Raw genomic sequence first — 23282 nt, forward strand, 5'->3', positions numbered from 1 at the left:
CGCTAGCGATTGCGCAAGAGCGCAACAGCGTGGTGCGGCGAGCTGGCGCTCAATCCGGCAGTGCATACACCGCCAGCTGGTCGCCCACCTGGTCCTTGATGATCGGATTGCCGCCGGCCACGAAGGCGACGTACTGACGGCCCTTGTGTTCGTACACCGCCGGATTCGCTACCACTGGCGCCGCGACCAGGTCGGACCACAACTCCTTGCCCGTCGCCAGCGAATAGGCCCGCACCTTCGCATCCATCGAGGCACCGATGAAGATCAGGCCACCCGCGGTGACGGCCGGGCCGCCGATGGTCGGCGAGCCCCAGCTCTCCGGCATGTAGAAGCCGTACTGCTGGGACGCGCCGACGGGATGGCGCCAGTTGATCGAGCCGGTCTTCATGTCGATCGACACAAGTTCGCCGTAGGGTGGTTCCCAGCATGGCATGCCGAGCCAGTTGACCGCGTTTTTCAGCATGACGCCGAACGGTGCACCCTTCTGCGGATAGTAGCCCTGCTCGGCGCCGGAGCCCTTGGCCACGTTCTCGTAGGTGTCGCGCGGCAGCAGCTTGAGTTGCTGCACGAGATGCGAGGTGTTGACGATCGCGGTCTGGCTGCGCGGATCGAAAGCGACGCCGCCCCACTGAACGGCGCCGGCGCTGAACGGGTAGCCCAGCGTGCCCCCATCCCCGACGGTCGGCGGCGTGTACATGCCGTCGTATCGCATCGCGTCGAACAGGCGCGAACACTGGCCGAAGCCGACCATGTCGGCAAGCCACCAGACCTTCGGCTTGTGGGACTGGTCCAGCAGCGGCGCGGGTCGGGTAGGGACTGGCTGGGTGCCGGCGTACACCTCGCCTGGCACCTTGCCCCTTGGGACCGGGCGCTCCTCGATCGGCCAGACATCCTGGCCGGTCTTGCGGTCGACGACGAACAGGTAGCCCATCTTGGTGGCCTGCATCAGGGCCGGGATGGTCTTGCCGTCGACCGTGATGTCCATCAGCGTCGGCGCCGAATTGATGTCGTAGTCCCACAGGTCGTGGTGTACCCATTGGCGCGACCACACCACCTTGCCGGTGTCGATGTCGACAGCGGTGGTGGAGGTCGCCAGCGGGGCGGGTCCGGCGCGATTGCCACCCCAGTAGTTGGGCGACGGCGACGACACCGGCAGGTAGACCAGCCCAAGCTGCTCGTCGACCGACATCGCGGTCCAGACGTTGGCAGTGCCGCTGTGCTTGACGATATCGTCGGGCAGGAGGTTCAGCACCCACTCCAGTTTGCCGGTGCGCGCATTGACCGAGAAGACCCTGCCCGGCGGCGCCTCGGCCAGCGCCCAGTCCTTGCCGGCCCAGCCGATGATCAGGTGGTCGCCCGCCACGGTGGGCGGCTGGAGCACCGACAGCGGCCAGGCATCATGGATGCCGTTCCATTTGTTGACGTTGAGCACGCCGTGGTCGGCAAAGTCGGGGCAGGGCTTTCCGGTGTCGGCATCGACGGCAAACAGCCTCGCATCCATCGAGCCGACATAGACGGTCTTCTGGCAGGCCTGGCCTGCGACCGGATGCCGGGCTTCCCAGTAGGCGACGCCGCGGGTCTTCAGCGCGGGCTGCGTGAGCGCCTTCAGGGTCGAGTGGGTGTCGAAGCGCCAACGCTCCTTGCCGGTCGCCGGATCGAGGGCGATGATCCGGTAGAAGGGCGTGCCGATGTACAGGGTCTCGTTGGCGTAGACAGGCGTGGCCGACCAGACGGTCGGCGGCTTGTCACCGCTGCCGTCGGAGACATCCCCGGTACGGTACTGCCAGGCCAGCGCCAGCCGGCCGACGTTCGCGCTGTCGATCTGCGACAGCGGTGAGTATTTCTGCGCGCCCGATTGGCCGTGGAAGCTGTTCCAGACCGGCTTGGCCGGTGCCAATGCCTGTTGCCGCGGCGAGTCGTGAGCATGATCGCGGGCCACGTCCTCCTGCGCCGTCGCAGCGGGCAGGCGGCCGATGGCGGCGAGGGAGAGGCCGAGGCACAGGGTCGGCACGAGCAACAGCGAGGCGACGGTCTTGACCGGATGCCTGCCTGAGCCACTCGCCAGATCGACCGCCAGCGCCAGCAGGGCGACCGCCATGGCGGCAAGCAACCAGAATTCATGCAGCAGCCAGGCTGCCGCGAGCGTGCCGAGCGCGATCAACAGGGCGAGGATGAGCACGGGCCGCGGGCTGCCGGTAGGCCTGCGCATCAGGACGAAGCCGAGCAAGGCCAGCAACAGGGTCGACACAACGACCACCAGGGCGCCAATCGTTCCGGTGACGCCGGTCATCGGCGTGAAATAATTGAACAGCGCCACACCGAATCCGGTCAGCGCCGCGCACGTCAGCGCCAGCCGTGCCACACCATGGAATCCTCGTGCCATGCAGGTAAGCTCCTCAACGATCGACGCGCTTCGTGATCAGCAGCCTGGCAGCTGCGGGCGCCGTGAGTCGAATCCAGCGCTGGTCGCCAGACGGGCGGCGCCTCCGATAGCGCTGCGGGAATCGGTGCCGGTCGTCTAGGCGGGAAGCAAGTCTCCCTTGAGAATTCAACCCGGGGAAATTATAGGACCGGTTCTTGAAGCGGGGCGCCCGATTAGCCCGGGCCAGGGCTCAGTGCAGCTGCTTCTTCTCCGGCTGCACCAGCACGAAGGGGCTCACCACCGACGCCCACAGGGTCGCGTCGCTTGCCAGCCAGCTTGCCGCCTGCACGTCGCTGACCTTGGCGACGCTGCCCGCCGCCATCCACTGCGCGATGCGCTCCTTGTCGTCGTGCGCGACGCGCAGGGCGACGTCGATCAGGTCGAGTTCCTCGCTCACGTAGATCACCGAACCGCTGGCGAAATGGCGGGCCAGCTCGCTCCATTGGATGCGGCCGGTTTCGCGGTTGATCTTGTCGTGCAGTTCGGTGTCTTTTTCGGGATTGGTTTTCATACGCTATACAAATCTAGAGGATCTCGACCGCCGGTTGCGGCGAGCCCGCCCATGTTAACCGATAGGTCTGGGCCTTGCGCACATTGCCCACCAGTGCCGGACGGAAGCAGGCCAGGCAGGTGCCGTTCGGATCGCGCACGCTCGGGTAGATGACGCCCATCGAGCCCTGCTCCAGCAGCTCGGCCGCCAAGGCCTGCGAGGCGATGTAGCTGTCCGGATCGAGGCAGGACTGGTAGGCATCGTGGCCGCGCAGGTCGTGAAAGCCGGCGCTGAAATCGGCCAGCAGCATCTGGTAGCTCACGCTGTCGTCGAAACGCTGGATCTCGGCATATTCGACGGTCTTGTGGAAGATGACCTCGCTGAGCGCGGTCTCGGCCGCGAAGGCGCAGTACCAGGCGCCGCGTTCGCCGTCGTTGAAGCGGCTGCCTTCCGGGCGCGCATAGGTGTAGGCCGCATTGATGATGCGGAAGTTGGGTACGCCGAACACCAGTTCGTCCATGCCGATGCCCGGCAGCATGCCGGATTCGCCGCGCAGGCGCTCGTTGGTCGCGTTGTCGAGGTCGAACAGGTCGCGCAAGACCTCATTGTTCTCGGCCAGCGGGGCGAGCACGGAATCCTCGACGTCGGCGAAGCGGGAGGGAATCAGGCGGCAGGTATCGTACTGGCGCAACAGGGTGATGGTGTGCAGGGGCAAGGTCAGAGACCTCCGCGGCGCGCATCCAGGAGCTTGCGTACCGTCTGCATGGCGATCAGGCCGCCGGCCAGCATATAGGCCAGCGGCGTGCGGCCGGCGAAGACCGGATTGGTGTTGGGAAGATGCACCCATTGGTCGGCGAGCTTGTCGCCGTACAGGATGTGCAGGGCCTTGTAGATGCCGAGCAGGTAGGACACGCGCGTGATGCGGTCGACCTCCAGCACCCGGTCGGGATGCTTCTTCCAGTCGTACCAGGTGGATGAGGACAGGCCGCCGAGCAGTTCGCGCGCATCGTCGTCGCGTACGCCCCAGCTCGCTGCCAGCTTGAAAAAACCGAGCAGGGCCGAGCGCGACAGGCGCTCGCGCTCGGCCCGGGAATTCAGGTCGACCAGTACTGCCGGTTCGAATCGGCTCTTTGGGTAGGCGTAGGCGAGGCTCATGGCGAATCTCCGTAACTGGAGTCGTTATACTCCGATTTCGGATTGATTGCAAGGACCGGTTGTCAGCGGTGTGGACCCGTGACAGAATTCGCAGTCTTGCCATACAGAAAACACCCAGGGAGCTTTCACGATGCGTCTGCGTTCGCTTTCTCTCATTTCCGCATGCCTGATGCTGGCCGCCACGGCAGCCGGTTCGGGGACGCTTGCCCGCGATTCCAACAGCGAGTTGAAGCAGCAGGTGATGGCATCCGAGCGCGCCTTCGCCGCCACCATGAAGGCGCGCGACTTCGAGGGTTTCACGCGCTTCATCGCGGACGAGGCGATCTTCTTCGGGGTCGACGGCCCGCTGCGCGGCAAGCAGGCCATCGCCAGGGGCTGGCGCCAGTTCTACGACAAGCCGCAGGCGCCGTTCTCGTGGGAGCCGGAACAGGTGGAAGTGGTGGAGTCGGGCACGCTGGCCTATAGCGGCGGGCCGGTCTACAACGCAGCCGGCCAGCGCATCGGCCGCTTCAATTCGATCTGGCGCCTGAAGGCGCCGGGGCAGTGGGAAGTGGTGTTCGACCGCGGCTCGGATTTCGTGCCGCCACAGCCGAAAAAGTAGAGACAGTTCCGAGCATCGCTCGGCACCACCCGCCCACCCTAGACTGGTTCTGCGTGCTCGACGAGTAACTGCACCTTGGTCACGCCGTTGTACTCGTTGGCGTCGAGCCGGAAGGCCACGCGCGCCCGCTCCGGCAGGCTATCGGTGTGCCCGAACCAGATCGCATCATAGCGGCGCCCGTTCTTTTCCAATAACAGCTTGAGGTGGCGCTCCTTCAAAATGCGCTGGCTCACCACGCGGAACTCGTCGCAGAACACCGGCGGCGCGAAACCCTGGCCCCAGACCTGGCCGTCCATCTGCTCGATGAACTGGGTCGAGTAGTACTCGTCCTCGAGCGGGCCGTCGGTCTCGATGATGCGCTCCAGTTGCGCTTCGGTCAGCCAGGCCTGGCCGACCGCCTCGAAGGCCTGCTGGAAACTGTCGAAGTGCTCGGCGCGGATGCTCAGGCCGGCCGCCATGGCGTGGCCGCCGAACTTGTCGATCAGGCCCGGCACGCGCTTGGACACCAGGTCGAGCGCGTCGCGCAGGTGAAAGCCCGGGATCGAGCGGCCCGAGCCCTTGATCCAGCCTTCGCTGCCCGGCGCGAAAGTGATCGTCGGGCGGTAGAACTTTTCTTTCAGGCGCGAGGCGACGATGCCGATCACGCCCTGGTGCCAGCCCGCGTCGAACACGCTGATGGTGCTTGCGTCCGAGGGCTCGAAGCTGTCCAGGTGAAGCAGGGCGGTGTCCTGCATCTCGGCCTCGATCTCGCGCCGCTTGAGGTTGATCTCGTTGAGCTGCTGGGCGATCGCCCAGGCGCGGCCGACGTCGTCGGTCACCAGGCATTCGATGCCGAGCGACATGTCTTCCAGGCGCCCGGCGGCGTTCAGGCGCGGACCCAGCGCGAAGCCGAGGTCGAACGGAGAAGCCGAGCGCGCCTCGCGGCCGGCCACCCGGAACAGGGCGGCCACGCCGGCATGCATGCGGCCCGCGCGCATGCGCTTGATGCCCTGGGCGACCAGGATCCGGTTATTGGCATCCAGGCGCACCACGTCGGCCACCGTGCCCAGCGCCACCAGGTCGAGCAGGCTGTCGAGCTTGGGCTGGGTCTGGGCGTCGAACACGCCGCGCCGGCGCAGCTCGGCGCGCAGCGCCAGCAGCACGTAGAACACCACGCCGACGCCGGCCAGGTGCTTGCTCGGGAAGCCGCACTCGGGCTGGTTCGGGTTGACGATCACGCGCGCCGGCGGCAGCGCGTCGCCCGGCAAGTGGTGGTCGGTGACCACCACGTCGATGCCGCGCCGGTTGGCTTCCAGCACGCCGTCGATGCTGGCGATGCCGTTGTCGACCGTGATGATGATGTCGGGCGATTTTTCCCGCGCGGTCAGTTCGACGATCTCGGGCGTGAGGCCATAGCCATATTCGAAGCGGTTCGGCACGATGTAGTCGACGCCGGCCCCCATCATGCGCAGGCCGCGCAGCGCGACCGCGCAGGCGGTGGCGCCGTCGCAGTCGTAGTCGGCGACGATGGTCATGCGCTTGCCGGCCGCGATGGCGTCGGCCAGGAATACGGCGGCGCTGTCGATGTGTTTCAGGCCGCTGGGCGGCACCAGGGCCGCCAGCTCGCTCGAGAGCTCGCGCACGTCGAGTAGGCCGCGCGCCGCGTAGATGCGCGCCAGCACCGGATGCACGCCGCCCTGTCGCAGCATCTCGGAGGTGCGCCAGGGGCAGGGGCGGGTGGTGATGCGCGTCTTGGTGTGATTGGTGGTGCTCAAGGTCGTATTCAGGTAAGTCGTTCGAGTGTCGGCCGGCGCCAGAACTTGCGCTGCGCCATGGCGGTCGTGGTGAATTCGGCAAGGGCCTCGCGGCTGCTCAGCACCAGCTTGAGCTCCTTGATGCGTCCCTGCACCAGCGCCGCGTGCAGCGGCGCGAACAGCTGGTGTTCCAGTTGCTGGACCCCCTGCACCCAGGTGCCCCAGTCGGCGGCGATCGCCGCTTCGGCCAGGCTGCCGACCATGACGATGCCATCCTGCGCGAGCACGGCGTCGATACCTTCGAGCGAATCGAGCGTGCGGCTGGACAGGCCGCGCACCCAGCCCGGCACCCCGATGCCGGTCAGCGCCGCGGCGGCGCGCGGCGCAGCGCCGGCGGCGCCCCACAGCCAGAACGTGTTCACGGCCGGCAGGCGGTGTTCTTCGCGCGCGGCATTCACCGGGTGGCTGTGCCACAGCATCTGCACCTCGTTCTGCAGCCGCCGCAAGGGCAAGGCCTGCTTGCCGCGCGGGACGAAGTCGCTCAGGTCCATGCCGGCCACGGCGTCCGGGGTGGCCGGTTCGATGCCGGTCCAGTCGTCGGCGCGCAGGAACCAGGTCTGGGCGTCGCCATACAGCAGCGGGTGGCCGACTTCCTCGCACAGCGGGCGCGCGGCCTCGTACAGGGCGCGCCCTTCATCGGCGCGCAAGCCCAGATGGCGCAGGTCGGCCATCATCGAATGGCTGCGCGCGATCTGGATGTGGGCCGGGTTGACGATGAACCAGGTGCCGTCGGCCGGATCGAGCCCGAAGCCGCGCATGGCGGCCGCCGCGAAGGCCGGCCGCCCATCCGGCGCCAGCCCGAGGCTGCGCACCAGCCATTGCTCGTGCGGCAGGGCGTGGCTGGTATCGACCGCCGCGCTGCGCGCGTGCGCACTGGTACGGGTGGTCAGGGAGGCCAGCCCCGGAGCCTGCAGGGCGCGGACCAGGTCGGGCGCGAATTCGGGGAGCGGCAGCAGGTGGGGCAGGACAAGCGTAATGTGCGACATACCGCTATTCTAGGGCAAATCCGGAGTGAGCGAACGGTCGTGCACCCGGTTCGCCCGGTGTTCGCCCGGTGTTTGCCCCAAGCGTGCCCGACCCCTTGCCCGACCCCGTGCCCGAGCATCGCCGCGCGCGGCTTGCTTTCTTTTGCGCCATAAAAGTCCGATGTCTGGCAAACTGTCGAGTTGGCAAACCAATAATGCACATTTACTGATTTCATGAGCATCACCCACAAGCTGCCCTACGAATGGCAGGTCGGACTGCGCTACACCCGCGCCGGCAAGCGCAGCGGGCGCAACAGCTTCATCTCCTTCATCTCGATGGCCTCGGTGGCGGGCATCGCGCTCGGCGTCGCGGCCCTGATCGTGGTGCTGTCGGTGATGAACGGGTTCCAGAAAGAGGTGACCGCGCGCATGCTGTCGGTGCTGGCCCATGTCGAGGTGTTCGACGTGCGCGGCGAGATGCCCGGCTGGCGCAATGCCGCCCAGGAAGCCTTGCGCAACCCCGAAGTGCGCGCCGCCGCACCCTTCGCCGAGACCCAGGCCATGCTGCTGAGCGACGGCGTCATGAAGCCGGTGCTGTTGCGCGGCATCGATCCGGCCCAGGAGGTCAAGGTATCGAGCGTGGCCGAACAGATGCGCGAAGGACGTTTCGACGCCCTGCAGCCCGGCTCCTACAAAGTGGTGATCGGGCGCGCGCTGGCCAAGTCGCTCGACGTGGGGGTGGGCGACCGCGTGACGCTGCTGATGGCCTCGATTCCGCCGCAGGGACAGGCGCCGGGGCAGATGGCGTCCGGCGGCAGCGGCGCCCTGCCGCGTACCCGCCCACTGACCGTGGCCGGCATCTTCGAGGCCGGGCACTTCGAATTCGACTCGACCCTGGCCTTTGCCAACATCCAGGACGCCGAGCAGCTGGCCGGCGTCGGTGCGCCCGCCGGCATCCGGCTGCGCCTGGCCGACATGCAACGGGCCCCGCAGGTAGCCGCCGAGCTGCAGCGCAGCATGTCGGGCGAGCTCTACGTCCGCGACTGGTCGAAGGTCAACGCGATCTGGTTCGCGGCCGTGGAATCGCAGAAGCGCATGATGTTCATCATCCTGACCATGATCGTGGCGGTGGCGGCCTTCAACCTGGTGTCGACCCTGGTCATGACGGTGCGCGACAAGCAGTCGGACATCGCCATCCTGCGCACCCTGGGCGCCTCGCCGCGTTCGGTCATGACCATCTTCATGGTGCAGGGCACGCTGGTCGGCGTGCTCGGCGCCGTGCTGGGCGTGGGCCTGGGGGTGGCGGTGGCGCTCAACATCGATGTCATCGTGCCCTTCATCGAGCGCAGCTTCCAGGTACAGTTCCTGTCGCAGGAGGTGTACCTGATCAGCGAGATCCCGTCGCAACTGCGCTGGGGCGACGTCGGCTGGATCGGCGGCGTGGCCGTTCTGCTGGCCTTCCTGGCGACCCTGTACCCGAGCTGGTCGGCCGCGCGCGTGAAGCCGGCCGAGGCGCTCAGGTACGAATGAGGCGTATGGACCAACCCATTTCCAACTTCGTCGCCGCGGATGCGCCTGGTATGGCACACTGCGGCCTCGTGCAACAACGACAACGCGCATGAGACTTACCCGGAATTTGCCGTACGAATGGCTGGTCGGCCTGCGCTATACGCGCGCCGGCAAGCGCAGCGGCCGCAACAGCTTCATTTCCTTCATCTCGCTGATCTCGGTGTCCGGCATCGCGCTCGGCGTGGCCGCCCTGATCATCGTCCTGTCGGTGATGAACGGCTTCCAGAAGGAAGTCACCGACCGCATGCTGTCGGTGCTGGCCCACATCGAGGTATTCGACGAGAGCGGCAGCATGCCCGACTGGCGCGCGGCCGGCCGGCAGGCCTTGGCCAACCCGGCGGTGCGCGGCGTCGCGCCCTTCGTCGAGACCCAGGGCCTGCTCGAGGGCCAGGGCGTGATGCGCCCTTCGGTCATTCGCGGCATCCTGCCGTCCGAGGAGCCGAAGGTGTCCGACATCGCCAGGCAGATCCACCAGGGCAGCCTGGACTCGCTCAAGCCGGGCTCCTTCAACATCGTGCTGGGCCATGCGCTGGCGCGCGCGCTGAACGTGGGCATCGGCGACAAGGTCACCATGCTGCTGGCGAAAGGGCAGATCACCCCGGCCGGCCTGCTGCCGCGCAGCCGCAGCTTCACGGTGACCGGCATCTTCGAGGCCGGCCACATGGACTTCGACGCGGCCTTGTCCTTCATCCACGTGGAAGATGCCGAGCGCATGGAGCGCCTGAGCGCGCCGATGGGCTTGCGCCTGCGCATCGCCGACATGCACCAGGCCCCCGGCGTGGCCGCGGAACTCAAGCAGTCGATGTCGGGCGACCTGGAGATGCGCGACTGGTCCAAGCTCAACGCCAACTGGTTCGCCGCCGTACAGACCGAGAAGAAGATGATGTTCATCATCCTCACCCTGATCATCGCGGTGGCCGCCTTCAACCTGGTGTCCACGCTGGTGATGACGGTGACCGACAAGCAGGCCGACATCGCGATCCTGCGCACCCTGGGCGCCTCGCCGCGCTCGATTCAAAAGATCTTCATGGTGCAGGGCGCCCTGGTCGGCATCCTCGGCACCATCCTGGGCGTCGGCGGCGGCGTGCTGGTGGCGCTGAACATCGACGTCATCGTCCCCTTTATCGAACATTTGCTGGGAGTGCAGTTCTTGTCGAAAGATATCTACCTGATCAGCGCGGTGCCGTCCGACCTGCGCTGGCCGGACGTTTTCAAGATCGGCGGCGTGTCCGTGCTGCTGGCGTTTGCTGCGACCCTGTACCCGAGCTGGGCGGCGTCGCGCGTAAAACCTGCGGAGGCGCTGCGTTATGAATAAACCACTCAACACGTCCGGCGCGCCGGTGCTGTCCTGCCGCGGCCTGGGCAAGACCTTCAAGCAGGGCGACTACAGCGTCCAGGTCCTGGACGGCGTCGACTTCGCCATCTACCGAGGCGAGCGGGTGGCGATCGTCGGCGCATCGGGCTCGGGCAAGTCGACGCTGCTGCACCTGCTGGGCGGGCTGGATACGCCCTCGACCGGCGCCGTGACCCTGCTGGGCGAGGATTTCGCCACCCTGTCCGAAACCCGGCGCGGCGAACTGCGCAACTCGTCGCTCGGCTTCGTCTACCAGTTCCACCACCTGCTGCCCGAATTCTCGGCGCTCGACAATGTCCTGATGCCGCTGATGATCCGGCGCGAGGCGCGCGATTCGGCATTGAAGAAGGCCGAGGCGATCCTGGGCCGCGTCGGCCTGGGCAAGCGCGTGGTGCACCGTCCCGGTGAACTGTCCGGCGGCGAACGCCAGCGGGTGGCGCTGGCGCGTGCCCTGGTCACCGAACCGGCCTGCGTGCTGGCCGACGAACCGACCGGGAACCTCGACCACAGCACCGCGCAGTCGATCTTCGACCTGATGCTGGAACTGTCGCGCACCCTCGGCACGGCGTTCGTCATCGTCACCCACGACATGGAACTGGCGCGCCGCTGCGACCGCGTGTTCCGCCTCACCGAGCACGGCTTGCAGGCGGTGCAGGCCTAGTCCCGGTATGTGGATCGATACCCATTGCCACCTCGACGCCCATGAGTTCGGGAGCCAGTCGCTGACGGTCGCCGCGCAGGCCGGCCGGGCAGGCGTGTCGCAGATCGTGGCGATGGCGGTCGAACGCGGCAATTTCGGGGCCGTGGCCGAGCTGGCGGCGCAGGCGCCGAACGTGGTGTATGCGCTCGGCATCCACCCGATCTGCGTGCCGCAGGCGCGCGACGAAGACCTGGAAGTACTGCGCGCCGCGGTGGAGGCGGCGCTGGGCGACCCGAACTTCGTCGGGGTCGGCGAGATCGGCCTCGATTTCTTCATTCCCATGCTGTGCGAGCCGGCGATGCGCGAGAAGCAGGAACGCTTCCTGCGCGCCCAGCTGCGCATCGCCCGCGACTTCGGGCTGCCCGTGATGCTGCACGTGCGCCGCTCGCAGGACCAGGTGCTGAAACACCTGCGCCAGATTCGTCCACCGGCCGGCATCGCACACGCCTTCAACGGCAGCTTCCAGCAGGCGCAGAACTTCATCGACCTGGGTTTCCACCTGGGTTTTGGCGGCGCCATGACCTTCACCCGGGCACTGCAGATCCGGCGCCTGGCCACCGGGCTGCCGCTGGACGCCATCGTGCTGGAGACCGATTCGCCCGACATCGCACCCGCGTGGATCCACCCGGGGCGCAATACGCCCGAGCAGCTGCCGGCAATCGGCGCCGCCCTGGCCGAACTGCGCGGAATCGGCGTGGACGAGGTGAGGGCGGCCGTGCACCGGAATACGCTGGCGGCGATTCCGCGCCTGGCGGGCCATGCGCTGGCTTAGCCGGTAAGCGAACTAGTCCGCCAGTTAGTGGATTGCCACTAAAGCGCTCGGCTTGGTGGTTTCCTGGCTTGTTTGCTTGCTAAGCCCCGGGCGCGGCGGCCGGGGTGCCTGCTCGTGACCGTGGCGGTAGCGCGAAGTTCAACAGGGACCCCGTGACGGGCCGCAATGCCGCGCGCAAACCCTTCTGCCAATATGCATTCTTCGCTGCGATCGCAGCATCGATACCACGGAGAGTGAATGGATAGCGCGAGCGAATTCCTGCAGATGCTGCGGCACGAGAAATCGCTGACGACCGCCCACCGGCCGATCCGGCTGCGCCTGGGCCATGCCGACCACCTGGCCGACGAACTGCTGCTGCCGCAGCGGGTGCAGGGGCACGAATCGGTCTGTGGCGGTTTCGAATACCTGGTCACCTGCGTCGCCGATACCCCGCGCCTCCCGCTCAAGGAACTCATCGCCCTCCCGGCCGAACTCCAGCTGGTGACCGATCGTGGCCAGCTGCGCAGCATCTGCGGCATCGTCGCCGAAGCGCGCGCCGGCGACCACGACGGCGGCCTGGCGGTCTACCAGGTGGTGCTGCGCGATGCCCTGTCCGTGATGGAGAAGCGGGTCAACAGCCGCGTGTTCCGCTACCAGAACGAACTCGAGATCGTCCAGGTGCTGTTCGACGAATGGCGCCACGCCAACGGCGTCATGGCCAGCGCCTTCGACTACGAGCTCGACCCGCTGTTCGACATGCGCCTGTACCCGCCGCGCGAGCAGACCATGCAATACAACGAGTCCGACGCCGCCTTCGTGCGCCGCCTGCTCAAGCGGCGTGGCATCGCCTGGCATTTCCGGCCGGGCCGCGCCCGCGCCGGGGCCGCCGAACAGGAGCCGGACGATACGCCGGTGCACACGCTGGTGCTGTTCTCCGATCCGGCCTGCCTGCCGCGCAGTGCCGCAGGATGCGTGCGCTACCACCGCGATGACGCCACCGAAGAGCGCGACACGGTCGTTTCCTGGTGCGCGGCGCGCCGCCTGCAGCCGGGCAGCATCACGCGCCACAGCTGGGACTATCGCAACCCGTCGGGCAGCCAGTTCATGAGCACCACCGCGCGCAGCATGGCCGACCAGGGCCGCAGCGGCAACGCGCTGGCCGCCACGCTGGACGACTACCTGGTCGAGATGCCGCACGCCGGCAACGATGTCGAAGATCACTGGCGGCTCGGCCAGGTGCGCATGAACCGGCACGAATTCGACACCAAGTGCTTCCACGGCGAAGGCAGCGTGCGCGACCTGTGCGCCGGCGAATACTTCACCCTCGAAGGCCATCCCGAAATCGACAGCCACCCGGAAGCCGAGCGCGATTTCGTCGTCACCGCCGTCTGGCTGGAAGCGGAAAACAACCTGCCGGCCGACCTGTCGGCGCGGGTGCGCCGCCTCATGGGACCTTACCTTCCGCAGGACGCGCTGCTGGCGCCGAACGCGCACCCGGTGGGCGGCGACGGCGTGCGCGTCAAGATGCGCTTCGATGCGGTACGGCGCGGCATCCCGCTGGTGCCGGCATTCGATCCGCGCAGCGACCTGCCGCATCCGCAGCTGCAAAGCGCGATCGTCACCGGCCCGCCGGGCGAAGAGGTGCATTGCGACGCGCTGGGCCGGGTGAAGATCCGCTTTCCGGGCATGCGGCCGGCCGACCACAAACATGCGCACGGCGCCGGAGCCTCGGACACCCCGGCCGATTCGGCCTGGGTGCGGGTGGCTTCCAACTGGGCCGGGGCCGGTCCCGGCGCCAACCAGCAGTGCGGCACGCTCTCGCTGCCGCGCGTCGGCAGCGAAGTCCTGGTGGCCTTTCTCGGCGGCGACCCCGACCGCCCGGTGGTCCTGGCGCAGGTGTTCAACCAGCGCGGAGAGCCGCCCGCCCTGAGCAGCGCCGGCGCCCTGCCGGGCAATCGTTACCTGTCCGGCACCCGCACCCGCGAGATCGGCGGCGCGCGCGGCAACCAGCTGTGCTTCGACGACACCCGCGGCGAGATCAGCGCCCAGCTGGCGAGCGACCACGGCGCCGCACAGCTCAACCTGGGCTGGCTGACGCAACCCAAGGCGAATGGCACGGCCGCGCCGCGCGGGGAGGGGGCCGAGCTGCGCAGCGACCACAGCGTGGCGATCCGCGGCAAGGAAGGCGTGCTCCTGAGCGCCGAAGCCGCGCCGGCGGCGCAGGGAAACCATCTGGCGCGCGCCGGCCTGGTCGGCTTGGCCGAACTGATGCAGAGCATCGCGGACGAAATCGCCAGGCTGGCGGAACAGCATACCGAGGACGAACCGAGCGGCAAACGCCTGGCCGACCTGTCGGACAAGCTGCGGCGCTGGGATGGGGGCAGCAACGTGGCCCCGGGCGAGAAGGGCGGCGACCCGATGGTGGCCGTGACCGCCCCGGCCGGCATCGTGCTGGCCAGCGGGGACAATGTGGCGCTCGGTTCCGAAAGCCAGGTCGACGTGGTCAGCGGGGGCGACGCGCGTACCTCGGCGGGCCGCAACATCTTCCTGCGCGCCGCGCGCGGCATCAGCGCCTTCGCCCAGGCCCTGGGCATCAAGCTCGTGGCCGGGAAAGGCAATATCCTGCTCGAGGCCCACCAGGGCGCCGTCGAGATCAAGTCCTCGGGCAAGATCAGCCTGATCTCGGCGGAAGCGATCCACATCGAGGCGCCCACGGTCCGGATCATCTCGCAGGGCGCGAAGACAGACTGGGCGCATGACACGATCACGCAGCAAAGCGCCGGTGCCCACGTCATCAAGGCCAGCAGCCTCACCCGCGGCGGACCTGGCAGCGGCGACCCGAGCGCGCCGGACTTTGCCAGGAGCTCCCTGAAGACAACGGAAAGACTTGTCCTGCGCCATCTCCAAACGCGGGAACCAATTCCATTCCAGAATTATATTGCCCACCTCAGCGATGGGAGGACGGTCGAGGGCGTCAGCGACGAACACGGCCGTACTGCGCTCGTGCTGAGCGATACGCTGGGCCCGGTGCGATTCGAGCTTCTTCCATCGTCTAACTAAGCTGTCGGGAACCGTCATGCGTGAACCGACCAGGCCTTTGCCTTCGCTCGTCCCCCTGCCGCATGGTGGTTGGGAGGTGCAGTCCTATATGTCTTCCGCGGAATATACGATTCGCGGCCTCGGGCTTATTCCCCCCAATTCTGTCATTCCTGTCATTGTCGTGCCCGGTGTAATGGGCACCAATCTGCGTGCCAAACTCAAACCCCGTTTAGGAAGACTGAACGATGAGCGGAACGAGATTTTGTCTCCAGGAGCGATCGCATGGCGTCCACCAAACGATAATCCATCCGCACTGCGCGAATTAAAAAATTGGGACAAGCTGTCGCCGCGGGATCGTCAAAAATTGTTCGATCGTGCTTCCTTGGAAGTGGATGAGCGCGGCCTCATCACCGTACCAGAAAGCGAAGACGGCTATATCTTGACTGAAGCCGAACTGCGCGGACGTGGTTGGGGCGAGGTCCACGCCGGGTCCTATGGGCTACTGCTATCCGTACTACAAACCCAGCTGAATCAGACCTTTGAAACCGATGAAAAGACGGATCGTCGTTTCGTCAAATCGCACTGGAAAGAGGCCATGCGGTACGACCCACGCAAGTGGGGTGTTCGCGATATGTCACCGCTGACCGTTGCGCATTTGGAGAAGCATGCGAAGCGATACTATCCAGTGTATTGCGTCGGATATAACTGGTTGGACGACTGCGAAATTTCGTCGAAATTGCTTGAGCAACGCATTACAGAAATCATTGACTCATGGCGCAAGTCGAAGAGGCAGTGTGAGAAAGTCATTCTTGTGACGCATTCGATGGGTGGGCTAGTCGCGAGAGCCTGCGCGAAAAGAATTCCTGAAAAAGTTGCCGGAGTGATCCATGGTGTGATGCCTGCCTTTGGCGCACCGGCGGCATACCGCAGGATGGCGTGCGGAACTGAGTCATTTAGCCCGAGCAATGGTGTGCAGGAAGACATTAAGGGCTATGTCACTGCAAAGATTCTCGGTGATACCCCTGAAAAGACAACGCCTGTTCTCGCAACTTCCCCTGGCGCACTCGAACTGCTTCCAAACCATTTATATCCTGGGCCATGGCTCCACGTTCGTGTAGTCAAAGTGCATGGACCAGTACATCCGCCAAATCATGACGCGAAAGGGCTGATCAAGCCCCATGAAGAGGTAGCGACCGATTACCTTAAGCTACCAAATTCAATTGCACCGAACCCATACGATTTGTACCGTGATATGCGGCGCTGGTACCGGCTCATCGACCCACGTTTCGCTGACCCCGCGAAGAAATACCAAACGCAGAAGCTAGCGCTAAAAGCAATCACGGATGCGATTGACGTGGCTGAGAAATTCCACCGGTCTCTCGGGGATTACTATCATCCAAACACCTATGTCTTCTATGGAGACGACCGCGGAAAGTTGTCTTTCGGGCAGGTACGATGGGTTGCGCGGCAATGGGGCAACTCGGCTACGGCACTCACTACCTCGAATATTTCTACTGCGCAGATGCTTGAACAGCCTTTCGGCAAGAGCCGACGCGTCATGCTCGAGGGTAAGACAGAGCTAAAGTTTGAACCAGATGTGCAGGATACACGCGGTGACGGGACTGTGCCACATCAGTCCGGCGCCGGCCCCACCGGAAAGGTCAAACAAGCTTTTGCAGCACAGGGATTCGACCACCAAGAGTCGTATAAGAATAACGACATACTTGTGTTGACGCTTCGCCTGATCGCGAAGATTGTCCAGGAGACGTCGTGAGGCGCCTGTTTCGGACCGGGCTGGCAGTTATGCTGGCCGGGGTTGTTATCGCGGGTTTGGCGAGCACCTGGGACACAGGCGCCAGACGGGACAAGCATGAGGTGGCGAAAATGACCGAGAAGATGAAGACCGTTTGCGTCGGGAGGTTTTTGCTCGATGTGCCGGCAGAGGCACAGTACGCTTTTCACCAGCCGCGCGTTGGTGGATTTGACATTGCCGTCTTTGACGAGACCGAGGATGAGTTTCAGAAGAGAGTCGTAGCGCGTAAGACGCAGCTGGAAGCCGCTCCAGACAGACCAGGCGGTCATAAAAACTTGGAATCATTCAGGGAGGTGCAGAACGATCATGGAATGAAGGGCCAAGTTTTTGTTCACAGCAGGGATGTGAGTGAGGGACAGTCTTCAGACGGTTTGACTGTAGAGCGCTACCGTTACGAAAGCGTTTCGGTTGAGGCGCTGGTTCATGGCAATGGAATCAGCATTGATTTTTCTGCGCCCAATCATGATCCGGAGACCATTGACAAGCTTGCGAAATTGATCGCACAGTTGGTTCCAAATCCGGATGACCGGGTTCCTGCCGAGCCAGGATTTTGTATCGACCGCGCTTATTTTCTCGATCCGCTAGGTGCGGAACAGCGCGAAGAAATCATGATGGCAGCGTGGCTCCCGGATCGCCCGGATGTTGTTTTTAAAATCATGCTGGCAGCCGGCACTGAGCCGGACCGGCAAGGGCTTCTCGAGCGAGGGGCCGAGTCGGATACGCGGCTCAGCGTTGAGGAAAAGAACCGTGTAGCCCGTTTGCGTGCTGACAAGCGGACCATCGGTGGCATCGAGGGAGAAGAACTGGTCGAGCGATTCGTTGAGAACAACGATGCCGTCGTGTACAGCTTTTGGTGGGAAGTGAATGGGACGGAGAATAATGTGTTGGCCCCACACATTGTGTTCAGAATGGACACCGGTTACAACGAGCACGGCCCAGTGCCATCGTCCCTTTCCGAGAATGCAGCAACCTGCCTCTGGGATACCGTCCTTTCCAGTTTTCGCTTACGCCCCGCAGAGCGCTTGGCGGTTCAGTCGGTCGATACGAAGAGAACTCCTATTGGAAGCCAAGCGCTTGCGAGAGATACGTGTCCAGAGAGCGGTTGGTGGGAGTGCATGGACGGGCGCGAGAACATCGGGATCATGGGTGGGCGTCGGCAATACTTCAAGAAGGGGGACCGTATGCCGCAGGCGTTGTTGCTACCTCCTCGGACCTTATGGGACAAGATGCGAGGCCTCCAGCCCAGTTTCGAGTCAAAGACGCCGACGGCCTGGAAATTGGTCGACCACCGCGCGCGCAAAAGGCAGGCGTCGCCTTTGCCACTGGCGAAAGCATCGGCAGCTTATGGCACGACGGCCTCGATTGCTATGTCCGACAGCGGTCATGATAATGGACTCGCGATTGGCAGCTTTTCCTCTACTGGCGTCCCATGTCCGGCCAGCGGGTGGTGGCGTTGTGAGGAATCTCATGCACTAGACGGAACGCGCTGGTTTGCCCAGGGTAGCTTGCTTCCGCCGGCCACTTTCACTGTCGCTCCGGGAATTTTTGGCCATTCATCAAATGCCCCGCAGGCAATTCAACGTCGTAGTACATGGCGGCTGGTACGGCTCGCCGACGCGCCTGGTGGAACAGAGCATGACAGCGCCGTTAGTCCCCTCGATCTTTCGCCGCCAGCCCGACAGACGTGAAGTCTCAGTTATGCCAGCCGCAGGAAAATTCCTGTCGTCTGCAACTTAGCATTGACGAGTCAGCAGGAGACCCTTGCTCAAGATCGGATTGGTGACAGCGCTATTCTTAGTTGTTATCGCGAGTTTCGCGAGAGCGTGGAGCATTGGCGTCGAACGCGACAAGCAAGCGGTAACCCGTCTCACCAACAAACTGAAAACAGTTTGCGTCGGCAGGTTCTTGATTGACGTGCCGGACGAGGCGGAGATTGAACTGAGACAGGCGCGCATCGATGGCTTCGATATCGCGCCGTTCAGCGAAACCGCGCAGGATTTTTTGAAGCGTGTTGCAGACCGTGAGCTGCAGATCAAGGCTAAGCCAGACTACCTCGGTGGCAGTAAAAACCTGGAGGCAGTAAGGGAGGTCAAGACCAGCAGTGGTCTCGTTGGAAAGATCTTCATACATAGCCGGACGGTGGAAGAAGGAACTCAGGGCAACGGTCTGGGTGGGGTGGAGCGCTATCGCTATGAAGGCATCACGACGGAAGCCCTCGTGCACGGCCATGGCATCAGCATCGACTTGTTCTTTGAAGACAGGGATCCCGACTTCATCGAGGACCTGCACGCGCTGGTTAATCAGCTTGTAGCGAACCCAGCAAACCATACTCCTACCGAGCCGGGATTCTGCATGGATCGCGTCTATGTCCGCGATCCACTTCGCGCGAAGCAGCGCGAGCAAATCATGATGTTCGCCCGGTTGCCACGTCACCCGGATGTCGAGTTCATGTTCATTGATCTGCGCAGCCGCAAACCCAGCCAGCCCAGCTCAGCTACATTCCAGCTTTCCCTTGCCCTTGAAGGAGAGCACGCGTGAGCCACAAGCGCTATACCATCCGCGACGGCGCCAGGACCACCGCCGACGGCATCGTCAGGGCTTCCAGCAGCTTCACCAGCCTTGATGGCGTGGCGCTCGCGCGCGAGGGCGATCCGGTCGATTGTCGCGCATGTGGCGAAGAGGGCGTGATCGGGTGCGTCATGCCGCGCCTGTTTGAGCAGTCCGAAGGCAAGGAGTGTGCGCTGAGCGAGGACCTGTGCATCTGCGCCTGCTCGCCGCCGGCCCGCCTGATTGCCGACCAGTCCAGCGACTGCCAGATCGTCAGCGACGCGCAGCCGGCGTAGCCCAGCGCCGCCACCATGCGCTGCGCCATCCTCGCTTTCCTTGCCGGGATATGCTGGCTGCAGACGCGCGCGGACTTGCCGGCGCCGCACATGCTGGCTGGCGCGCTGGTGCTCGCGCTGGCGCTGTGCGCGCTGCGCCGCCACATCGCGGTCGTGATCGCTGCCGCCATCCTCGGCGCGGTGTGGGCGGCCTGGATGGCGCAGCTGGCGCTGGCCGACGCGCTGCCGCGCGAGCAGGAAGGCAAGGACGTCGCCATCGTCGGCACGGTCGACAGCCTGCCGCACGAATTCGAGGGCGGCACGCGCTTCAACCTGCGCGTCGAGAGCATACTGACGCCCGATGCCGCCGTTCCGCGGCGCATTGCGCTCTCGTGGTACGGCGGCCGTGGCAGCGGCAAGGAGACGGCGCAAGCCGTGCAGCCCGGCGAACGCTGGCAGCTGCTGGTGCGCCTGCAGCGGCCGCACGGCAATGCCAACCCCTACGGCTTCGACCACGAGGCCTGGCTGCTCGAGCAGGGCGTGCGCGCCACCGGCTACGTGCGGCCGGCCGGGGCGCGCAACCGCCGTCTCGACGCCTTCGTGCCGCGCTTCACGCACGTGGTCGAACGGGCCCGGGCCGGCTTGCGCCGCCACATGTTCGCGCAGCTCGCGGGCAAGCGCTATGCCGGGGTGATCGTGGCGCTGGTGATCGGCGACCAGCGCGGCATCCCGCAGTCGGATTGGGACGTCTTCAACCGCACCGGCATCAGCCACCTGGTCTCGATCTCGGGCCTGCACATCACGATGCTGGCGGGCCTGGCGGCGTGGGGAGTGTCCTTCCTGTGGCGCCGCTCCTGCTTCGTCGACGGCGCCGCCTTGCCGCTGCGCCTGCCGGCCCAGAAGGCGGCGGCCCTGGGCGGTGCGCTGGTGGGCTTGCTGTACGTGCTGCTGGCCGGCTTCGGCGTGCCGGCCCAGCGCACCTTCTACATGCTGGCGGTGGTGGCGGCCGCGCTCTGGTGCGGGCGGGTCGTGACGCTGTCGCACATGCTGTGCCTGGCGTTGCTGGTCGTGCTGCTGATCGATCCCTGGGCGGTGCTGGGCGCCGGTTTCTGGCTGTCCTTCGGCGCGGTGGCGGTGATCCTGTATGCGAACATGGGACGGATACCGGGGCCGGCCGGCTGGCGCCGCAGCCTGGGGACGGCGGCGCACACGCAGTACGCCGTGACCGTCGGCCTGGTCCCGCTGACGATGTTCCTGTTCGCGCAGGTATCGCTGGCCAGCCCGCTTGCGAATGCGGTCGCGATTCCCGTGGTCAGCCTGGTGGTGACGCCGCTGGCCCTGCTGGGCGCCTTGCTGCCGGCGCCGCTGGCCGGGTGGGTGCTGGGCCTGGCCCACCTGGGGATCGAGTGGCTGGCCGCGGGCCTGACGGTGCTGGCCGCCAGCCCGCTCGCGGTCCTGCATGCGCCGGCGCCGCAGCCCTGGGTGTTCGCGCTGGCGCTGGCCGGCACCGCCTGGATGCTGGCGCCGCGCGGTTGGCCGCGGCGCTGGGCCGGCCTGGCGGCGTGGGCGCCGATGCTGACCCAGCTGCCCGGCGCGCCCGCGGCCGGCGGCTTCACCGTCACCGCCTTCGACGTGGGGCAGGGCATGGCCCTGCTGGTCGAGACGCAGCGCCACCGGCTGCTGTACGACGCCGGGCCGCAATATGGGCCGGGCGCCGACGCGGCCGGGCGCATCCTGCTGCCCTACCTGCGCGGGCGCGGTATCGGCGCGCTCGATGGCCTGGTGATCTCGCACAGCGACGTCGATCATGCCGGCGGCGCGCGCACCGTGCTGGCCGGCGTCGAGGTCGCGCAGCTGCATTCCTCGCTACCCGGCGGCCACCCGGCGGTGCGCGCCGCGCGGCGCCACAGCCGCTGCGCGGCGGGGCAGGCCTGGCGCTGGGACGGCGTGCGCTTCGAGATGCTGGGGCCGCCGGCGCAATCGTATGCCGAGGTGGGCCTGAAGGCGAATGCACGCAGTTGCGTGCTGCGCGTGAGCGCCGCCGGCCGTGCCATGCTGCTGGCGGCCGACATCGAAGCGGCGCAGGAGGCGCAACTGCTGGAACGGGCGGCCGGCCGCCTGCGCGCCGATGTCCTGCTGGCGCCGCACCACGGCAGCGGCACCTCGTCCACGGCAGCCTTCCTGGCGGCGGTCGAGCCCACGGTCGGCATCTTCCAGGTGGGCCATCGCAACCGCTATCGCCACCCGAAGCAGGAGGTCTATGCGCGCTATGGCAGCCTGGGCATCCGCCGCCTGCGCACCGACCAGGCCGGCGCGGTCACGCTGCGCTTCGGCCCCGGGCTGGCGCTGAGCGAATACCGCGTCGAGCAGCGCCGCTACTGGCACGGCCGCTAGGGCTCAGGCGTGCCGGGGCAGGCTGAGCCTCACCTGCAGGCCGCCTTCGTCGCGGTTGCTTGCCGCGATGCTGCCGCCGTGCGCCGCCAGCACGCGCTGGGCGATCGCCAGTCCCAGGCCCTGGCCGTCGACATTGCCGGCGTTGGCGCGGTAGAAGGGCTGGAATACCGCGCCCAGGTCGGCGGGCGCGATGCCGGGGCCGCGGTCGAGCACGTCGACGTGGGCCCATTCGGCGTCCGCATGCAGCACGATCCGCACCGCGCCGCCGCTGCCGCCGTGGCGCACCGCGTTGCGCACCACATTCTCCAGCGCGCTCCAGAGCAGGTCGGGGTCGCCCTGCACGTAGATCGCGCCCGGCGCCTCGACGCTGATGCGGGGCGCATCCGGTCCGGCCTCGGGACCGGCCGCGGGTCCGGCCGCGGGTCCGGCCTCAAAGCGCGCATCGGCGGCAATCTCGTCGGCCAGTTCGCTCAGGTCGAGCTGCTCGCGCCGGCCCAGTGGGCGCGCGGCTTCAAGGCGCGACAGCGTCAGCAGTTCGCCCACCAGTTTGTCCATGCGTATGCTCTCGCGCTCGATGCGGTCGAGCGAGGAGCCGATTTTCTCCGGTTGCTGGTGCGCCAGGCCAACCGCTGCCTGCAGGCGCGCCAGCGGCGAGCGCAGCTCGTGCGAGACGTCGTGCAGCAGGCGGCGCTGGCCGTCCATCAGGGCGCGCAGCTGCGCGCTCATGCGGTCGAAATCGCGTCCCAGGTCGCTCAGCTCGTCGCCGGCGCGGCCCGCCGCGGCGAAGCGCGGCGCCAGGTCGCCGGCCGCCGCCGCCTCGAAGGCGCCGCGCAGCGCGCGGATCGGACGCGAGAAGTACCAGGCCAGCAGGGCGGCGAACAGCAGGCTGGCGAGCGTGGCCGCCACGATGCCGGCCGCCTGGCCGACCCGCCTGCCGCGGCCCGCGCCGGGAGGGGGCGCGCCGGCGCGGTCGGTGCCGGCTTGTCCGCCGGGGCCGGCGCCGGGCGCTATGCCGCGCGAAGGACGGCGTACGAAGGCGGTATAGGTTTCGCCGCCGGGGCCGGCAAGCTCGCGCATCCCGCGGCGCGCTTCGCCGGAGGCCTGCTGGCGCCGTACTTCGGCCAGCAGTTCGGCCGGTACCGGGCGGCCCAGCAGTTCGCGGCCCTGGCTGTCCTGGACGAAGACCTGGGGGCGTTGCAGCTTGCCCAGCATGCCGCGCAGGGCGGCCAGGCCGCCGTATTCGAGGGTGGCCGCGGCGGCGTCCAGTGCGATGTAGGCCGGCGGGCCGGTATCGAGTTCGGCCGCCTGGCTGCGGGCACGGTCGCGCAGCCAGAAGGCGCCGCCGATACCGATGGTGGCGGCCAGCTGGGCCAGCAGGATGCACAGGAAGAACTTCCAGAACAGGCGACCCATG

Annotated in this window: 18 protein-coding genes; 11 read left to right on the forward strand and 7 right to left on the reverse strand. The window is 66.4% G+C overall.

What is annotated here, in order from left to right; genetic code table 11:
• Window positions 1-49 precede the first annotated feature (49 nt).
• From IM543_11800 to IM543_11815, 4 genes are all read right to left on the reverse strand, one after another.
• Window positions 50-2098, reverse strand: a complete 2049-nt coding sequence (locus tag IM543_11800; protein ID QOY96645.1) for a pyrroloquinoline quinone-dependent dehydrogenase — start codon at window positions 2096-2098, stop codon at window positions 50-52.
• A gap of 514 nt (window positions 2099-2612) precedes the next feature.
• Entirely contained in the window at window positions 2613-2933 is a 321-nt protein-coding gene (locus IM543_11805; protein QOY96435.1) for a DUF2288 domain-containing protein, read from the reverse strand.
• Window positions 2934-2946: 13 nt separating this feature from the next.
• Entirely contained in the window at window positions 2947-3633 is a 687-nt protein-coding gene (locus IM543_11810; GenBank protein QOY96646.1) for an RES family NAD+ phosphorylase, read from the reverse strand.
• Entirely contained in the window at window positions 3630-4067 is a 438-nt protein-coding gene (locus IM543_11815; GenBank protein QOY96436.1) for a DUF2384 domain-containing protein, read from the reverse strand. The genes IM543_11810 and IM543_11815 overlap by 4 nt, the downstream gene beginning before the upstream one ends.
• Window positions 4068-4197: 130 nt before the next feature.
• On the opposite strand from IM543_11815, the gene IM543_11820 reads away from it, so the two are divergent.
• Window positions 4198-4668: a nuclear transport factor 2 family protein gene (locus tag IM543_11820; protein QOY96437.1), complete on the forward strand. Its 471-nt coding sequence runs from the start codon at window positions 4198-4200 to the stop codon at window positions 4666-4668.
• Between the two features lie 38 nt (window positions 4669-4706).
• On the opposite strand, the gene recJ is transcribed toward IM543_11820, so the two are convergent.
• Window positions 4707-6356, reverse strand: a complete 1650-nt coding sequence (gene recJ / locus IM543_11825) for a single-stranded-DNA-specific exonuclease RecJ (protein ID QOY96647.1) — start codon at window positions 6354-6356, stop codon at window positions 4707-4709.
• A 74-nt stretch (window positions 6357-6430) separates the two neighbouring features.
• On the reverse strand, window positions 6431-7447 hold the full coding sequence (locus IM543_11830; protein ID QOY96438.1) for a hypothetical protein: 1017 nt from the start codon (window positions 7445-7447) through the stop codon (window positions 6431-6433).
• Between the two features lie 213 nt (window positions 7448-7660).
• Here IM543_11830 and IM543_11835 point away from each other — a divergent pair, with 213 nt between their 5' ends.
• The 10 genes from IM543_11835 (at window position 7661) to IM543_11880 (ending at window position 21868) form a co-directional block, all read left to right on the forward strand.
• Window positions 7661-8956: a lipoprotein-releasing ABC transporter permease subunit gene (locus tag IM543_11835; protein QOY96439.1), complete on the forward strand. Its 1296-nt coding sequence runs from the start codon at window positions 7661-7663 to the stop codon at window positions 8954-8956.
• An 88-nt stretch (window positions 8957-9044) separates the two neighbouring features.
• Window positions 9045-10310 carry a lipoprotein-releasing ABC transporter permease subunit gene (locus tag IM543_11840; GenBank protein ID QOY96440.1) on the forward strand — a complete coding sequence of 422 codons (1266 nt, stop codon included), beginning with the start codon at window positions 9045-9047 and terminating at the stop codon, window positions 10308-10310.
• A complete protein-coding gene (lolD, locus tag IM543_11845) occupies window positions 10303-11010 on the forward strand; it encodes a lipoprotein-releasing ABC transporter ATP-binding protein LolD (protein QOY96441.1) in 708 nt (235 codons plus the stop codon). The genes IM543_11840 and lolD overlap by 8 nt, the downstream gene beginning before the upstream one ends.
• A 7-nt stretch (window positions 11011-11017) precedes the next feature.
• The gene (locus IM543_11850; protein QOY96442.1) at window positions 11018-11821 is read left to right on the forward strand and encodes a TatD family hydrolase; all 804 of its coding nucleotides are present in this window, start codon (window positions 11018-11020) and stop codon (window positions 11819-11821) included.
• A 237-nt stretch (window positions 11822-12058) separates the two neighbouring features.
• Complete coding sequence (locus IM543_11855; GenBank protein ID QOY96443.1) at window positions 12059-14860, forward strand: type VI secretion system tip protein VgrG; 2802 nt, start codon at window positions 12059-12061, stop codon at window positions 14858-14860.
• A 16-nt stretch (window positions 14861-14876) separates the two neighbouring features.
• Window positions 14877-16613 carry an alpha/beta hydrolase gene (locus IM543_11860; GenBank protein ID QOY92341.1) on the forward strand — a complete coding sequence of 579 codons (1737 nt, stop codon included), beginning with the start codon at window positions 14877-14879 and terminating at the stop codon, window positions 16611-16613.
• Complete coding sequence (locus IM543_11865) at window positions 16610-18340, forward strand: hypothetical protein (protein QOY92342.1); 1731 nt, start codon at window positions 16610-16612, stop codon at window positions 18338-18340. Before IM543_11860 ends, IM543_11865 begins: the two co-directional genes overlap by 4 nt.
• Window positions 18341-18413: 73 nt before the next feature.
• On the forward strand, window positions 18414-19190 hold the full coding sequence (locus IM543_11870) for a hypothetical protein (protein QOY92343.1): 777 nt from the start codon (window positions 18414-18416) through the stop codon (window positions 19188-19190).
• Window positions 19187-19495, forward strand: a complete 309-nt coding sequence (locus tag IM543_11875) for a PAAR domain-containing protein (GenBank protein QOY92344.1) — start codon at window positions 19187-19189, stop codon at window positions 19493-19495. Before IM543_11870 ends, IM543_11875 begins: the two co-directional genes overlap by 4 nt.
• A gap of 15 nt (window positions 19496-19510) precedes the next feature.
• Window positions 19511-21868: a DNA internalization-related competence protein ComEC/Rec2 gene (locus IM543_11880; GenBank protein ID QOY92345.1), complete on the forward strand. Its 2358-nt coding sequence runs from the start codon at window positions 19511-19513 to the stop codon at window positions 21866-21868.
• A gap of 3 nt (window positions 21869-21871) precedes the next feature.
• On the opposite strand, the gene IM543_11885 is transcribed toward IM543_11880, so the two are convergent.
• Complete coding sequence (locus IM543_11885; GenBank protein ID QOY92346.1) at window positions 21872-23281, reverse strand: HAMP domain-containing protein; 1410 nt, start codon at window positions 23279-23281, stop codon at window positions 21872-21874.
• Window position 23282: the final 1 nt, after the last annotated feature.

The organism is Massilia sp. UMI-21 (genome assembly GCA_015277795.1).
Taxonomy (GTDB): Bacteria; Pseudomonadota; Gammaproteobacteria; order Burkholderiales; family Burkholderiaceae_D; genus Telluria.

What these genes read in the sequence shown, in the direction of transcription:
- IM543_11800 (QOY96645.1), bottom strand. Translation starts at nt 2,098, where the DNA reads ATGGCGGTCGCCCTGCTGGCGCTGGCGGTCGATCTGGCGAGTGGCTCA.
- IM543_11805 (QOY96435.1), bottom strand. Translation starts at nt 2,933, where the DNA reads ATGAAAACCAATCCCGAAAAAGACACCGAACTGCACGACAAGATCAAC.
- IM543_11815 (QOY96436.1), bottom strand. Translation starts at nt 4,067, where the DNA reads ATGAGCCTCGCCTACGCCTACCCAAAGAGCCGATTCGAACCGGCAGTA.
- IM543_11820 (QOY96437.1), top strand. Translation starts at nt 4,198, where the DNA reads ATGCGTCTGCGTTCGCTTTCTCTCATTTCCGCATGCCTGATGCTGGCC.
- recJ (QOY96647.1), bottom strand. Translation starts at nt 6,356, where the DNA reads ATGCTGCGACAGGGCGGCGTGCATCCGGTGCTGGCGCGCATCTACGCG.
- IM543_11830 (QOY96438.1), bottom strand. Translation starts at nt 7,447, where the DNA reads ATGTCGCACATTACGCTTGTCCTGCCCCACCTGCTGCCGCTCCCCGAA.
- IM543_11835 (QOY96439.1), top strand. Translation starts at nt 7,661, where the DNA reads ATGAGCATCACCCACAAGCTGCCCTACGAATGGCAGGTCGGACTGCGC.
- IM543_11840 (QOY96440.1), top strand. Translation starts at nt 9,045, where the DNA reads ATGAGACTTACCCGGAATTTGCCGTACGAATGGCTGGTCGGCCTGCGC.
- lolD (QOY96441.1), top strand. Translation starts at nt 10,303, where the DNA reads ATGAATAAACCACTCAACACGTCCGGCGCGCCGGTGCTGTCCTGCCGC.
- IM543_11850 (QOY96442.1), top strand. Translation starts at nt 11,018, where the DNA reads ATGTGGATCGATACCCATTGCCACCTCGACGCCCATGAGTTCGGGAGC.
- IM543_11855 (QOY96443.1), top strand. Translation starts at nt 12,059, where the DNA reads ATGGATAGCGCGAGCGAATTCCTGCAGATGCTGCGGCACGAGAAATCG.
- IM543_11860 (QOY92341.1), top strand. Translation starts at nt 14,877, where the DNA reads ATGCGTGAACCGACCAGGCCTTTGCCTTCGCTCGTCCCCCTGCCGCAT.
- IM543_11880 (QOY92345.1), top strand. Translation starts at nt 19,511, where the DNA reads ATGCGCTGCGCCATCCTCGCTTTCCTTGCCGGGATATGCTGGCTGCAG.
- IM543_11885 (QOY92346.1), bottom strand. Translation starts at nt 23,281, where the DNA reads ATGGGTCGCCTGTTCTGGAAGTTCTTCCTGTGCATCCTGCTGGCCCAG.